At 56.8% G+C, this 14904-nt stretch carries 15 protein-coding genes and 1 pseudogene; 8 read left to right on the top strand and 8 right to left on the bottom strand.

The window, feature by feature from the left end:
* Positions 1-31: 31 nt before the first annotated feature.
* Positions 32-658, bottom strand: a complete 627-nt coding sequence (locus GH665_RS23255; protein ID WP_246216332.1) for a porin — start codon at positions 656-658, stop codon at positions 32-34.
* A 79-nt stretch (positions 659-737) separates the two neighbouring features.
* Positions 738-908, bottom strand: a pseudogene (locus GH665_RS39160) (IS5/IS1182 family transposase); the annotation flags it as partial.
* Positions 909-992: 84 nt separating this feature from the next.
* Between GH665_RS39160 and GH665_RS23250 the strand changes: the two are divergent.
* On the top strand, positions 993-1253 hold the full coding sequence (locus tag GH665_RS23250; RefSeq protein ID WP_153139276.1) for a hypothetical protein: 261 nt from the start codon (positions 993-995) through the stop codon (positions 1251-1253).
* A 277-nt stretch (positions 1254-1530) separates the two neighbouring features.
* Here GH665_RS23250 and GH665_RS23245 read toward each other — a convergent pair whose 3' ends face one another.
* Positions 1531-3186 (bottom strand): alpha-keto acid decarboxylase family protein, encoded by a 1656-nt coding sequence (locus tag GH665_RS23245; protein ID WP_153139274.1) that lies wholly within the window; start codon positions 3184-3186, stop codon positions 1531-1533.
* Between the two features lie 119 nt (positions 3187-3305).
* On the opposite strand from GH665_RS23245, the gene GH665_RS23240 reads away from it, so the two are divergent.
* Complete coding sequence (locus GH665_RS23240) at positions 3306-4229, top strand: LysR family transcriptional regulator (protein WP_153139272.1); 924 nt, start codon at positions 3306-3308, stop codon at positions 4227-4229.
* Here GH665_RS23240 and GH665_RS23235 read toward each other — a convergent pair.
* Positions 4221-4532: an SDR family NAD(P)-dependent oxidoreductase gene (locus tag GH665_RS23235; RefSeq protein ID WP_153139270.1), complete on the bottom strand. Its 312-nt coding sequence runs from the start codon at positions 4530-4532 to the stop codon at positions 4221-4223. The genes GH665_RS23240 and GH665_RS23235 overlap by 9 nt on opposite strands.
* Positions 4533-4589: 57 nt before the next feature.
* A complete protein-coding gene (locus GH665_RS23230; RefSeq protein WP_425496053.1) occupies positions 4590-4724 on the bottom strand; it encodes a hypothetical protein in 135 nt (44 codons plus the stop codon).
* A gap of 491 nt (positions 4725-5215) precedes the next feature.
* On the opposite strand from GH665_RS23230, the gene GH665_RS23225 reads away from it, so the two are divergent.
* The 4 genes from GH665_RS23225 (at position 5216) to GH665_RS23210 (ending at position 9622) form a co-directional block, all read left to right on the top strand.
* On the top strand, positions 5216-5653 hold the full coding sequence (locus GH665_RS23225) for a hypothetical protein (protein ID WP_153139268.1): 438 nt from the start codon (positions 5216-5218) through the stop codon (positions 5651-5653).
* Positions 5654-5662: 9 nt separating this feature from the next.
* Positions 5663-6064 carry a MaoC family dehydratase gene (locus tag GH665_RS23220; protein WP_153139267.1) on the top strand — a complete coding sequence of 134 codons (402 nt, stop codon included), beginning with the start codon at positions 5663-5665 and terminating at the stop codon, positions 6062-6064.
* A complete protein-coding gene (locus tag GH665_RS23215; RefSeq protein WP_153139266.1) occupies positions 6061-8205 on the top strand; it encodes an acetate--CoA ligase family protein in 2145 nt (714 codons plus the stop codon). Before GH665_RS23220 ends, GH665_RS23215 begins: the two co-directional genes overlap by 4 nt.
* A 553-nt stretch (positions 8206-8758) precedes the next feature.
* Positions 8759-9622 (top strand): IclR family transcriptional regulator, encoded by an 864-nt coding sequence (locus GH665_RS23210; RefSeq protein ID WP_153139265.1) that lies wholly within the window; start codon positions 8759-8761, stop codon positions 9620-9622.
* Between the two features lie 107 nt (positions 9623-9729).
* Here the strand turns inward: GH665_RS23210 and GH665_RS23205 are convergent, their stop codons facing one another.
* Together GH665_RS23205 and GH665_RS23200 are read right to left on the bottom strand one after the other, a co-directional pair.
* On the bottom strand, positions 9730-11106 hold the full coding sequence (locus tag GH665_RS23205; protein ID WP_217361901.1) for an MFS transporter: 1377 nt from the start codon (positions 11104-11106) through the stop codon (positions 9730-9732).
* A 172-nt stretch (positions 11107-11278) separates the two neighbouring features.
* Positions 11279-11887, bottom strand: coding sequence for an HD domain-containing protein (locus GH665_RS23200; RefSeq protein ID WP_174771750.1), 609 nt, complete (start codon positions 11885-11887; stop codon positions 11279-11281).
* Positions 11888-12536: 649 nt separating this feature from the next.
* On the opposite strand from GH665_RS23200, the gene GH665_RS23195 reads away from it, so the two are divergent.
* The gene (locus tag GH665_RS23195) at positions 12537-12758 is read left to right on the top strand and encodes a hypothetical protein (protein WP_153139264.1); all 222 of its coding nucleotides are present in this window, start codon (positions 12537-12539) and stop codon (positions 12756-12758) included.
* 209 nt (positions 12759-12967) lie between these two features.
* Complete coding sequence (locus GH665_RS39155) at positions 12968-13468, top strand: hypothetical protein (RefSeq protein WP_246216331.1); 501 nt, start codon at positions 12968-12970, stop codon at positions 13466-13468.
* Between the two features lie 850 nt (positions 13469-14318).
* Here GH665_RS39155 and GH665_RS23185 read toward each other — a convergent pair.
* Complete coding sequence (locus GH665_RS23185; RefSeq protein ID WP_153139263.1) at positions 14319-14789, bottom strand: hypothetical protein; 471 nt, start codon at positions 14787-14789, stop codon at positions 14319-14321.
* Positions 14790-14904 lie beyond the last annotated feature (115 nt).

The following is a 14904-nucleotide window of genomic DNA, read 5'->3' as shown; positions in this document are numbered from 1 at the left end:
CTGCACGGCAGATTTATCTGCGGCAAAGGGTTCAGAACTTTTGACGGATTCCGACGACCACCACCAGTTGATGGTTGTCGCTGGAAGGGGCCGAGGTGAGTTCGATCCATGCATTCGCGCCGGACGCGCGTTGATAGACGCCGTTGATGTAAATATCGGTCCGCTTGGACAGAAAATAATTCGTGCCAATCACCAACTGATGATAGTGAGCGTTCGCGTAACTGGATGAATTGCTACGCTGCGTCGTATAGATATAGCCGGCCGCAACCTGTAGCGCAGGATTCAACAGGTAACGCAGATTAGCTTCGTAGTTGCCGAAGTGCAGGCTGCCACCCGTCAGCAAGTCGAACTGCACGTTCGTGTATAGCATGGCAAGCGTTGCAGCCCCGAACGTGTAGGCGCCGCCGCCGCCGAACACGCGGTTGTTGCTGACATTGGTGATGATGGAAGTGGCACTGGAAAAGTAGTTGTCCGATGCAATTGCACCATTTCCGTTGCTGGCCGGATTGGTCAGCTTCGCGTATGCGGCGTCGAAGCGTAGCGGGCCGTTCAGGTAGTTCGCGCCGACGCTCCACGTGCGATTGCTAGCGAACGCACCCGGTTGATTCGAGAAGCCGTAGAGGGCGCTTGCGGTCAGGCCTGCAACGGTCGGGCTCATATACTTCACTGAGTTCTGACTTCGATAGGTGTTGTTGATCCCATCCGTGTCGTAGATTGCGTTTGCATACGCGCTCAGCGCGACCCGTCGTTGATGGTGTGACGTCATCGAAGCCCATCGATTCCAGTTCGAGCTCTTCGACAAGGGCCTCGATGATCCTCACCGGGTTATCCTCGGCAACGAAGTCATCCAGGCATTCGGGCAACAGCGTTACCTGCTTGCGGTCTTCGCCTTCTATGAATCGCTTCATCCGGTCACCCACGCTGAATGAGTCAATTCAGTCCAGGCCATCTGATGCGAGAATGTTGAATCGAGAACTTACGGCGAGAAGGTAGTGAACCTGCATGTGATCTATACACGAGACAACCGGATCCTGCTGTCACGAAAGCAATACGTATCGTGGCAAGAAATTCAGGAAGACATCGAAGACTACATGGCTTCGCTAGGGCCTTGGCTGCCCGAACAAACCATTGAATACTTGCAGGAAGAGTATCCGGGGCTGTCACCGGACGCGGCCGAGCAAGTATGCGCGTTCCTTTCAATGAGCGAAACAACCATCACCCTTCGTTTCAAGCCCAGCGGCACCGATGACTAGCGAGTTACTTGATGGACCAGAGTAACGTGTTTTCACACAGCCTCGTTCGTCCTCGGACGGAGTTCGAGCCAGCAACGGCCACTCGATGAGCCGAAGTTGCCGTCAGTCAAATGTCTCTTCCGCATTGATAGCAGACACGCTGATTTACGGGAAGAAAAGTACTGTGCATGTACTCGATGACTTTCGGCCGGATGCGAAATTCGGCTGCCGCAGCCGGTCGCAGCGATCGGCTGCACTAGAAGAACCGTGCCGCAAGGGCAAGGTGCTATACGAAGCACTACGCGGAATAGAGCGTATCGACGGACTCGTGTAGTTTCATCGAAAGCGGCGACGCTTCATACCTGCCTGCTATTACCTCGATGTAGGCCCCGGTGCCGCATGATTCCGCCGTGGCGATAGCCTGATCCAGTTCTGCGCACGTTGTCACGCGTGCAGTGAACCAGCCATCACAACCCATTGCCTCCGGAAGTTTCGAGTAGTTCCATTTTGCCAGGTCGTTGTAGTACGACTCGGGGTCCTTGCAAAGTAGCCGCTCGATGAGGTAACCATCATTATTCAACACAAAGATGATCGGTTTGAGACCGAATCGATGGAACTGACTAACTTCTTGCGCGGTGAGTTGATGAGATCCTTCACCTGTAACCAGAATCGTTCTGCGATGGGGGGCAGCGATCGCGGCGCCGAATGCTGCGGGTGTCGCCCACCCGATCGCACCCCATAGCGTCTGGTTCTGGAAGGTCGCTCCCCTGGGCATGTGAGCAAAGCCGAGCCCCATCGATGCTGTTCCCGTCTCGGCGATCACAATATCGTTCGGCTTTAGCATGTGTTGCCACCGCGGATAGAGATACCCGGCGGTGACCGGACCTTCGAGATTGCCGACTGGTGCTTCCAGTCCTTGCCCTGTGGGGGCAGACACTTCTTTGCGGGGAATTCTCCGGGCCAGTTCCGTCAGTAGGTCTTCCATGCGCACATTGTCATAGGACGCGTTGCCGACGCGAACGGTATTGGGCAAGATATTGATGCTCTTCGAGCGGTCAATTTGTGCGGTGAACGAACCGGAGTTGAAGTCTGTCAGCATGGCCCCGATGCCCACGACGCAATCGCATCCTTCTACGAAGACGCCTACCTGTTCGTTCATCAGCTTGCCGTTATACATGCCAATGTAGTTCGGGTGCGACTCGTCGAGGACGCATTTGTCCATGAACATCGTCGTGAACGGCAAGTTGGAAGCATTGACGACAGCCAGTGCTTTGTCTGCCAATCCGGATCTCGCTACGAGAATCCCCGGGACAATGCATGCTGTCTTGCTTGGAACCAATGCATCGACGATCGCTGCAACCGCTGCATTCAACGAGACTGGATCTGTCGCCGGATTAATCGGGTGATCAGGAGTGGGGTCGACCGCACCGATGATCGGCATAATTGCGTAATCAGAAGGAAAGCCCAGGTAGACCGGTCGGCGCTCTCGCAGCGCTGCCGAGATCAACCGCTCGGTTTCCGCGATACAGTTGTCGGGCGTCATGATGGCGCGCGCGCAAACAACCGGTTCGGCCATGTCATAAAAGATGTCGAATTCGCCGTTGCCCAGCGTGTGATGGACGAGTCGGCGCGCTTTCTGCACGTTGCTCGCCGGCATGCCAACCAGATGAAATACGGGCAGAAATTCTGCGAACGAGCCGGCGATCCCGTTGATTGCGCTGAGTTCACCGACGCCGTAGGTGGTGCTGAGCGCCGCCATGCCATGGATGCGCGCATATCCGTCCGCCGAATAAGCAGCGTTGAGTTCATTGCAACTGCCGATCCACCGCATTTCGTTGTCTGCGCACACTGCGTCCTCGATTGGGAACGCGTAATCGCCCGCGACGCCGAAAACGTCCTTGATGCCCAGTTCCTTCAAGCGCGAAAGAACGTGCTGAATAACCGTCTTGCCCATGATTCTCTCCATTGCAAAAGGAAGATTGATGACCGACGGACCCAGTATTGGCGACCCGCCGCGATAATGGAAATTCCTTGTTATCATCCATGCGATTACCATTCGTTATGGGTCGAGCCATGGATATTCGGCAGCTTCGGTACTTCGTCGAGGTGGTGCGCCACAATGGATTCGGGCGGGCAACCGAAACGTTGCATGTGACCCAGCCGGCGATCAGCCGCGGGATCAAGGAACTGGAGGATGAACTGGGTCACAGGCTGCTGATTCGGGAGCCCAGGAGCGTTCGCCTCACGGACGAAGGCGTGATTCTTCTCCGTCATGCCAGGCTCATCCTTCAGCAGGTGAACAATCTTCGAGGTGAACTGCACGACGCGAGCGCTGCCATGACCGATACGTTGCGCGTGGGTCTGCCACCCATCATCGGTTCCACGTTCTTCGCCGAGGTGATCACGGCGTTTCGCGCACGCTGCCCACTTGTCGATCTGCAGATCGTCGAATTGGGCTCCAACCAGATGGAAAGTGCGCTACGAGAAGGACTCGTCGAGGTCGCCGCAGCAATGCTTCCCCTCGACGAAAAGGAGTTCGAGATCCAGCGCTTCGCGGTGGACAGACTGATGCTGGTCGTTGAACGCAAGCATCGTTTTTCCCGAAAGCGCGAAGTGCGTGTGGCGGACCTCGCGGCGGAATCATTTGTGACGTTCACGGAGGATTTCAGAATCAATGATCTGATTCGTAGCGCTTGCGGTGTCCATGGATTCGCACCGAGGACCGCAGGCCGCAGCAGTCACCTGGACCTCGTGATTGCGATGGTCCGCTCGGGGATGGGCGTCACTATCTTTCCAAAAACACTTTGGGACAAGATTGCATTGCCAGAGCTGGTTGCAATCCCGCTCATCAATCCCAAGCTTTCCTACGAACTCGCACTCGTCCGGCGTTCCAGTAGCTACGTGAGTCGGAGCTGCCAGGCTTGGATCATGATCGCGTCGACGGCACTAGGCTTCGATGTCGGCCCGGGCTTTATGAGGCAGCCCGAGTCAGCCTGAGATCGTGCGAGGCCGCAACAGATAGGGCGCCGCTGGGCTGAATTGGAAGCCCGCTAACGATCGCTGTACCGTGCGAACGACCATTGCCTCTACCTGTGCGTCGTTCGCCACGCCGCAATGCACAGCGAGGACCGCACAACCGCGGTCCTTCAGTTCGTCGGGCGCCGACTCCACGGTCTCTCTATCCCAGTCTGCCAGCACAACCGAAGCCCCCGACAAGGCAAACGCCTTCGCCGTCGCCAAACCAAGGCCGGAGCCCGCACCCGTGACGAGTGCAACCTTGTTCTCAAAAATTATATTCACAATCAATTCCCTCAACTCGTACAGGTACGGTAGTCAGCAGTGTTCTCTGCCGGCGGATCAACCGGTCACGCGGCGGCCTTCAACCGGATAGCTCGGGTCCGTATAGCCGACCGTCGACGCATGTCCAGCAGGCATCAGACTGTCGACAAACTTTTCGTCGCCCGGTCCCAGTTGCAGCGTCAACGGGTCCATGTAGCTGTCCCAGTGCGCTTCCGTGCGTGGCCCAGCGATATCCTGCTCGACGAAGCGAGCGCCCTTGTCTCGTGCAATTTCTTTTGTCCCCGACCGGAGACTGACATGGCTCGTTTCCGGTGTCGCCCGTCGCGGCCTCTATGAAGCTCATCCCGTGAGCGCGTGATCTGCTGGTGCAAAGCATCTCTTGCCGGCTATGGCGTCCGGCGTGCCTGACTAGGCAGGGGCCAAGGTCGGAAAACGATTGCGTCTCAATGCATCTCTCGCTGGATGGTCGCTGGACGGAGCGACCGAGGGAAAGTCCCTAAACGCGAGGCGAATGCCTTTCCAGCGCACCCTGTCAAGGCGTTTGGCGCTGAGCGGCGCTGATCTTCCGCGCTTGCAAGCCACATGAACTTGTGCTCAAATAGTTTCGGAATCTAATTCCGAAATTAGAATTGATGAGCACGGAGGCTGCCGCTGGCGCGTCCACGACATGGAGGAACACCGATATGGGATCCAACCCGGAAACCCTGTTCGCTGACCTGCAAGAAGGTCAGACTTTTTCACCGTATTGCTTCACACCGTCTGCGGATGATGAGGCGATCTATAACCAATGTGTCCGCATCCCATCGCTGACCCGAGCCGACGGCACGGCGGTCGTCGCAGAGGGGGATGCAGAAAGGGCACCGCTGTCGCCGTTCATGCTCAATACCTTTAAGGCAATGCGAGCAGCGATCAACATGCCCAACGGTGTGCTGCACGCGCGCGAGCAGATAGTCCTCCAGGCGCCGGCTTTTGTCGGTGAAGCGCTGGAGGCCGTCCTTTCCGTGAAGTCGAAGTATCTGAAGAACGATAAGCGGTTTGTCATCCTGGAGTTGGCGATAACGCGCGTCGCAGACCGGCAGCCCATCATGAACATCGAACGTCGTCTGACGTGGCCGCGATAGGAGGCGATCATGCATCAACTAAACAAGGGCGATGGTTTCGTACTGAACGTGCCGGCCATTTCGCAGGAACAAGTCAACGCTTATGGCGCACTACTCGGCACAAACGGTCCCATCCACACGGACCCCGTCTTTGCCAGAAGCACTTTCCTGAAGGGGCCTGTCGTACAGGCAAGCCTTGTTACGGCACCGCTCCACGATGCGATGAGCGTGTTGTTCGGCGTAGACCGATGGCTTCGCTGTGGCGCGCTCGACGCCAGGTTCATCTCCTATACGCGCCCCGGTGAAGCGACGCGTGTGGAGCTTCTCGTGACGGAATCCACGCCCTATGCAACCAAACTATCGTTCGAGATCAAGAAGAGCGATGGAACAGCCGTTGTGGTTGGTGACGCATCAATGGAGACAGGAAAATGATCGCAGATAAATCCATCAAGGAAACGCGGCGCACCAATTTACATCGCCTCTTCAAGCCCGCCAGCGTGGCCGTTGTCGGAGCGTCGGATCAGGCAACGAAAGTCGGCGGACGTCCCCTTGATTTGCTGGGAAAGTATGAGTTTGTCGGGCGCGTATACCCTGTCAATCCGAAATACGACGAACTGTTCGGCTATCGTTGTTATGCTGATCTGCAGGCCCTGCCGGAGATTCCTGATCTTGTCGTTGTAGCCGTTCCCGCACGGCATGTCCTTCAGGTAGTGAAAGACAGCGCGCGACTTGGAGTCGGCGCCCTTGTGATTTACACAAGTGGCTTTGGAGAAATGGGACCGCAAGGGGAGATTGTCGAAGGGCAAATCCGGGAGATCGCGGCCGACACTGGGCTTATCGTTTGTGGGCCGAATTGTCAGGGCATCGCGAATTTTTCAAATGGCATGGTCGTCAACTTCTCTTCCTCGGTAAGCGTTGCCCCGGTACTGCCAGGCAATGTGGGAATCGTCTCGCAGAGCGGTCTGATCGGTGGGCTGATGGTCCTCGAGTGCCTCGCGCGTGAACTAGGTGTCGGCTATCTCGTCAGTACGGGAAACGAAGCTGGAATGCACTTCTCCGATGTCGTCGCCTACATGGCGGATGATCCTGATATCAAAGTGATCGCGGGATACCTCGAATCGATCCGGGATATCGATTCGTTTCGCGAGGCAGCGACACGCGCCCGTCTCAACGGGAAATCCATCGTCATTCTTAAGGTCGGGCGAAGCCCTGAGGCGGCGAAGGCGGCTGCTTCGCACACTGGCTCCCTGGCAGGATCGGCTGAACTGTACGACGCGGCCCTCAGGGAAATGGGTGTATTTCTTGTCGATAGCATCGAAGAACTGGTGGATGCGTCTGTGACGTTCGCGCAGGTATCCACAGTGGCGGCCGGTCGCAGGATTGGCATTCTGACCAATTCGGGCGGGCTCGGCGTGTTCTGCGCCGATGATGTGTTTCGTCAAAATCTCGAAATGGCGAAATTCTCCGATGCGACGGTTGCAGCCATTGCAAAACGGCTACCGGAATTCGGCGCAGCGTCCAATCCGGTGGACGTGACGTTACAGGCCCATACGGACGTAGACACGGTCGCGTCGCATATCGAACACATTGTGAATGACCCGTCGGTGGACGTGGTTGTCGTGACCTTCGGTGTCCAGATGGTCAATGTGAAGGCACTCACGGACCACCTTGCGCGTATCGCCCATGAATCCCCCAAACCACTGCTTGTCTCCTGGGTGGCGTCTGATCCGGACGGCACGAGGCTGCTGGCAAAGGGAGGTGTTCCCGTGTTCGCGGATCCGGCGCGTGCAGTTCGGGCCGCACGCTATCTGGTCGAATTCAGTGAATTCGCGGTCGCAGATTCGGGTTCCCACCAGAGGTATTCTGGCGCTGCCGCCAGACTCCTGGCCGAGAAGATCAAGAACGCAACAGCTGCCGGCTCTCAGATACTGGGCGAATCCGAATTGCGCGACGTACTGGAGGCGATGGAGGTCGCTGTTCCTCGGCATGAACCTGCGACGGACGGGAGTCTTGCCATGCAGGCTTTTGACCGTATCGACAGCGAGCGGGTCGTCGTCAAGATCGATTCGGACGACGTCCTGCACAAAAGCGATGTCGGCGGCGTTGTTCTGAACGTTAGATCCCGCGAAGAAGCTTGCAAAGCGGCGGATGAGATCCTTACTGCCGTGAGAACAAAGGTTCCGGACGCTAAAATCCGCGGCGTTATCGTGTCCGAGATGGTCGCCGACGGCGTCGAAGTGATCGTCGGTGCAAAGCGCGATCCGGTGCTCGGCGCCTTTGTAATGGTGGGTCTGGGTGGCATCTTCGTTGAAGTTCTCAAAGATGTAGTTTTTTGCCCGGCCCCGGTGACGCCCGAACGCGCGGAGAGAATGCTCAGAAGCCTGCGGGCGTATCCACTACTGCAAGGTGTGCGCGGACAGGCACCTCGCGATACAAAGAGTCTTGCTCGCGTTATCGCGGCAGCCTCACACATGATCGCTACGCATCCCGAGATCGGTGAACTCGATCTGAATCCTGTCCTCGTGAAGCAAGATGGTGCGGTTGCTGTGGATGCGCTCATTCACCTGAACTGATTCCCTCAGATGGTCTGGACATCGCCCCCGGTCGATCGTTCAGACCATCCGGTACCGCGAAGTACTCTTTATGCTTCGTCCCGTGAGCGCTTGCAGATCGGCAGGCGGGTGTTCTGCTCGCGCTATACGCGTCACAGGCCATCGATGCGGCCCACGCTTGCAAGATAGATCCGCCGTCGGCGGGTCGACGATCAATCCCTCCATCCGTCCATCCTTTCATCTCGCCAGCTAACGACTACCCGTGCGAGGCATACGCCGCCAATATCTACACACGATCGAGAGAGCAAAGTTCGACTTCTGATCGCTGCTGAAAGGTATGTCGTTGGGTTTTGTCGCCCATGGACCGGGGGTTTGGCAGGTTACAATATCTCTCACATAAAACTTGCTTGCGGCACTGACAGGACGAGATCGACTTCGCTCGAATGCGATCGCTTTGCCGCGGTGCCAGGTGTCGCGTCTCGTCCGCCGGTAGACCTGGCATCGGCGATTCTGGACTGCGGAGCCTGGCCGTTTCGGATACTTTCAAGTTGGAACCCATAGGGCTGGAGAGGGAATGGTTCGCAAATCGAGCATGCTGACGGAAATGATGGAATCGCCACAGGGCGAGCGTGCTCCGGCGCCCAACGAAGACAAAGCCTTCGTCAATGTAGTTGCCAAGGCGTTCGAGTTGCTGTTCGCCTTTGACGGTACGCAGTCGCGCCTGGGCAATCAGGACATCGCGCGAATCACTGGCTTACCCAAGGCAACAGTCGCGCGCCTCACCTACACGATGACGCGCCTGGGCTATCTGAGTTACCTTCCGGACGAGTCGAAGTACAAGATCGGTGAGCGCGCGATCGCACTTAGCGGGTCGATCTTTCGTGGCCTCGATTTCCGCCTGACGGTGCGTCCCTACATGAAGGAGCTGGCTGATTTTTCGTCGGCATCCTGCTCCATTGGAATCTACGACGGTGAAAGCATCGTCTACATCGAGCATGTACAGTCCGACGAGCCGCTGGCACTACGGCATAGTGTCGGCTCGCGTATTCCTGTGCTGAAGACGGCTGCGGGCCATGCGTACATAGCGGCGATCAGCGAGGAAGCTCGTGCCGAGCTATTCGCGGAACTCGAGACGCGCGATGAACCGGGCTGGCCCGAGATGCTGCCGGAGGTACAGCGCGACATCAAGTCGTATCAGAAGAGTGGCTATGTCGTGTCGTGCGGCAAATGGATTCCCAACCTCAACGGCGTGGCGGTGGCGGTTTGGTCGCCGCGTCATGCGACGCATTTTATCTTTAGCGTAGGCGGTCTTTCGCATCTCGTGACGCCCGCGCGACTGAAAGACGACATCGCACCACGACTTGTTGATCTCGTCCACAAAGTCGCGGGAATTCTCACGGCGGCAGACGAGGACGCCCTCGGGATACGCGCCAGATAATCGGGACAGGCAGCGTAGCTTGCTGCCTTGAACAAGATCCGATGCGTGACGCGTTGTTCCGCGATGGCTTCCCTTTGTTGCGCTCGTACCTCTTGCCGAAGTTTTCGTCACACGTGCTCGCTTAGGAGCCGGCGCGGAAAGCCTATGATCAGCACGAAAGCGCCGAATATGACGACAGCGCCGAGCCCTGACAGGCCGAGGTAAAGGCTCCCCGTCTGTGTTTTGATCCAGCCGACGATCGCCGGCCCAAAAAATGCACAGAGCGAGGCGAGACTGCTTATGAACGCAATACCGCCAGCTCTTGCCGATTCGCTCAGGTAGCTCGACGGAATCGTCCAGAACACGACGATTGCGCCAAAGAGGCCTGTTGCGCAGATCGCCAGCAAAGTGACTGTTCCGAGGACGCTATTTGCCGCGAGCGGTAGGAGGAGCAGGGAAACTCCGCTAACAAAAGTCGCGAGCGCAGTGTGCCAGCGGCGTTCCATCCGCTTGTCGGAACTACGGCCGACAAAGTACATACCCAGTCCGCCGGCAATGTAGGGGATGGACATGAGGACACCAACCGTCTTGACGGAATCGATGCCGGTGCTCTTGATCAAGGTCGGTGCCCATAACGCAATCGATACGGATGTGACAGTCATGGTGCCGTAAGCGAACGCGGCCACGTACACGCGCGGATCGAGCAATGCGTGCACAAATGACGACTTGTCGTGCGCGCAATTCCGGCGATCCAGTGCGAGGTCATTATTCACGATCGCTTTCTCATGGTCGGCGAGCCAGCTAACACGTGCGGGCGAGTCGGCCAGATAGAACCACGCGGCGACGCCTAGCAGCACCGCCGGCAAACCCTCCAGAATGAACAGCATCTGCCAGCCCCTCAGACCCCACGTACCGCCCATCTCAGCCATGATCCAGCCAGAGATCGGGTTACCCACGATGCCGGCAAAGGTCAGAGCCAACATGAAAATCGCTGTCATGCGCCCGCGCCGCTCCGCCGGAAACCAGTAGGTCAGGTACAGGATGATGCCCGGGAAAAACCCGGCTTCGGCGACGCCCAGAAAGAACCGGGCCAGGTAAAGTTGCATTGGAGTCGAGACGAACGCTGTCGCGACTGAGATCGCCCCCCACAGAACCATGATGCGCGTAATGGTTGCCCGTACGCCGATGCGGGCCATCAGCAAGTTGCTTGGAACTTCGAAGGCCACGTAGCCAATGAAGAACAGGCCGGCGCCGAGCCCGTACACTGCGTCGCTTAGCTTAAGGTCGTGGAGAAACTGAAGTTTCGCGAAACCGATATTGACACGGTCCAGATAGTTGAACAGGTAGCAGCAAAAAATGAATGGCATCAGTCGCCAGGCAATTTTCCTGTAGACAAGCTCTTTTTCAGGAGTGCTGCATCCCTGTGTCGATACGGACTCCGGCTGCGAAATTGATGTTTCCATGACGTCTCCTATGACTCTCATCGAGTGCCCCGCGTCCTTCATTGGAACTCGGTGGATATGAGATTTCAGACTGATCGACGAATCGTAAGGTGCGACGAATACTAACGCCTGGCTTTTGCGTTCAACATCTTCGCTCGCAACTCTGTGTCCACGCGTTCGCGAATGGTGCGCAAAGCGTGGATCATTCGATAGTCGGCACTCTGCCTGGTGGAAGCTATATCGCTTGCCTGGCCGCCTCGGGCTTCGGCGCGACGTAGATGGATCGCTGCGGCTTCTCGAATATGCGTCGCATCAGCGGCTCGAATTCCTCGAGAGGCATCGACTTGAAACCCGGATCGAATGAGTTCTGATCGTAGAGTCTGCAGAACTCCTCGGTCGCATCGAAGTAGGGATGACCGCGATGTTTCTCGCGCAGATCGCGGTCGAGTCCGAGGTGATGGAAGAAGTAGTAGCCCTGGAAGATGCCGTGGTTGGCGACAATCCAGTGATTTTGCTCGGAGACGAATGGCTGGACGATAGCTGCAGCAAGGTCGGCATGATTGCGCGGTCCCAACGTATCACCGATATCGTGAACCAGCGCGCATGCCACGTACTCGTCGTCCCGGCCGGCTTCGGCGGCGCGAGTTGCCGTCTGCAGACAATGTTCGAGCCGGTCCACAGGAAAGCCGCCGTAGTCGCCGCGTAACAGTTTGAGGTGGGCAATCAACCGATCCGGTAAAGCTTTTGCAAAGGGCTTCATCGCCTTGCCGATCTTCTGCCAGTCGTCGTACGTACCGTCGGTCATCGCGTGAAACTGCGCGAGGTCATCTTGCGCTGATTCCATCATCATCTCCTTTCAGATCGAAACTGCAGTTTCATCGGCATCATCGCCGACAATTTAGTTTCGGAATTAGATTCCGATATGTGATTCGACCACGAACGATGCTCGAACGCAAGTCGTGATTTCACTTGGTAAGGTGCCTTGCGGAGGAGGAGGGGCGATTCAGTGTTGCTTTGGTTACGCGCGTCCGAGGCGTCTGTCTGAGCCTGCTTCCGCTTGCGCCTTACTTGCCGCTGGGATGGTGACGGTGGCGCTATTCGCGATCGCGGCAACGGGACGGTACAGCGCTGGCAATCAACGCGTTTTCACACACTCTGGGTCGAACTGAGCCGTTCAAAGTCACATTGCAAGGTCTCGGGCGGCGATGGTTCAGGGTCGAATGACTGGTGCAAAGCCTGTCTGATAGCCCAGTTTCAGTCCAGTCTCCCGGATTCAAGCCGTGCCCAATCTAGCGCTCACGCATGCCGCATCAACTGCAGTGCGCCAGATAATTCGCCTTATTTGTCAGTTAAGATCGATGCTCCCTAGTTGAATACAGCGCACGGGCTATGGCGACTACCCACGGCGATTTTGGCAATAGATTTACAGCGAACATGAGCGCGCTGGGTTGGCCTGCTCCTGGCAGTCTGCTTGGCTCCATTCAGGCGGCGGTATGAACTGGTTAGTGGATAAGGCAGCGCTTCTGCTGGCGGCCATCGCGTGTGCCGGTGCCGCGTGGGGACTGATTCATTACTCAGGCGAGTGGTTCTATCTACTGCTGTTCGCACTGGCGTTTGCCGGGCTGTTTGCGGACAACCAGCGACTCCGCACCCACCTGAAAGAACTCGGCGTAGACCCTGCCCAGCGTGACCCAAGCCGCCGCGTACGGCGTTAAGGCCGATTCGAAGGAATCAATAGAATAGTTGACCAGCTTTTTTTCAAATTCCTTTCATTTCATTCTAGCAAATCGGCAATATCGACAGGTCGCCGATCCGTCAAAGATATTCCGAACTGCTGACGCCGTGCGCCAACATCTTATTCTCGAGTTTTATGACAGATACCCGCGCGATCGCTGCTTGAATTAAAGGTTCGGACCTGCGGGCGATGCCTGTTGCCGATGCCACATTTGGCACCCGCGCCGGCGTGCGCATTAATGCCGATCTGCCCATTCCTGCTGGCAGACGGATATCACTTTTGTCGCATGAATACCGGTTATACTCCTTTCGCCGCAAACATCTGGGCGTACAGGCAGTACTCATCTTCAACATTTGCACGAGAACTCCCATCATGAACAAGATGCGTTTAACTACAGTGATGTTGACCAGTGCGGTAGTTGTCGGACTTGCCGCATGCGGTACCACGCAACTCAACACAATTGACGTACAGAACTCGACCGCGAAGACGTTGGGACTTGCTTCTTCCGACGAACTGACAATCTCCAACGTGCAGTATGGGCAGCACAATGCGCTCGGCGGCGTGCCGGTAACCTATGACGCAACCACGGCGAAAGGCAGGAGATTCAGCTGTTCGGTTTTCATGATTCCCGGACTCACGCCGATCAATCCCCCGACCTACAACAATTGGGAATGCCATCCGCATACCTGAGCGCGATGCACGCAGTGGGTCGTTCACCGGCTCACTTCGACCCAGCCAGTGCGGCGCCGCCATCAGCGCGGTCTGATTCGAACAGCCCGGCTCCCCGCCGTGGCTTGACCGGCACGAATTAGCAGCCGAGGTGTGTTCGTCGGCTGCTTACGAATCTAGCGTCAATGGCGTAGGCGGTCGACACGCATGCCTCTGTGGAGATCTTCGTATCCGCTTGTCGCAATGGCACTTCTTGAGGGACGGCTTTAAAGCAGACGGAAGGACCGAAATGGCCGACAAGGGAAATTCGCGGCGAGTTGGGTAGGTGACTGACGGGCCTTAGCCGAACCTCGACATCGAATATGCAAATCCTGCTACAGGCGAATTGCACCACTAAGCCGCTTGTACGGCATGCCTCTGTATTTAATGATCAGATTTTGCCATTCGACATGGAGGGGTCTCCACTACGGATGTGTCTATACAAAATAAAATAGTACTCGCCAAGTAGTTCGCGCACCCACGAATATATATCCAGAAGAAAAGCCGGCCGTTCTGATTGTTGGGGAAGGTTGTTCGAACAGGGTATCCAAAAGATCCTCATTTTCAGTTGTCGAAAGCAATACGGCAGATCCATCTTTATAATTGCGCGGTACAAGCGCGAGCGGTTATACGTTCAACCCTGATCGCAAACCGGTTTAAATCGAATCGCGTTGCCCAGACCCGTCCCCGATGTTGCAGGCGGAGTTCCTCTGCAAACTAATCTACGCGCCGCACCCCGCGACGCGTCGGGACCTCATTGCGGGGTGCTCCGCTGCAACTCACCACATAAGCGCAGTCCGCAGAACCGACGAGGTGAATCGTCGACGATCGCCTAGCTAACTGCGACAACCGCTTGTTCTTCCGCATCCTCAGCGCTCAACGCCGCGGCACCTTCTGCCGACCCGTTTTCCCCCAGTGACGCATTTTCAGTCGCAATAGACTCCCCACCTCGCTGCACTACCTCTTCCGCAAGCAGGTTCGCCGCATGACGTGCGGTGATGCGGTTTTGCGGAACGCCCTTTGCATCGAGCGCAATCACCTGGTATAACTCACGGTCGCACTGGAGTTCCTGTTGATACCGCTCCGACGTATCCACCAGCAATTCAAGGAGTGTCTGACGGCGCCGTCTTTCCTCAAGTGTAATGGGAGGATTCCTACATATTGAGGACGTAAGTGTGATCAAGGTATTCAGTTGATCCAGGTGCCGGTTACACAAATCGAATGCCGACAGCGCAAGCTTTTCGTACTGGAGTGCGTCGACAGGTGGACGTGAAGCGGGTTGTTTTTTAGTGGATTTGCTCATGGCGCGATCTCCCTGTTACTTCTCGGATCGCCCGACACTCGCTGGAAACGTGGGTGAGCGGGCACGAAGTAGGGTTGACAGACCGGGTCAGAAACATACCGGCGAGCCTTGCGGC

This window comes from Paraburkholderia agricolaris (genome assembly GCF_009455635.1).
Classification (GTDB): Bacteria; Pseudomonadota; Gammaproteobacteria; order Burkholderiales; family Burkholderiaceae; genus Paraburkholderia; species Paraburkholderia agricolaris.
The sequence above is the reverse complement of the archived record's forward strand: the minus strand, read 5'-3'. Positions and strand labels throughout refer to the sequence as shown.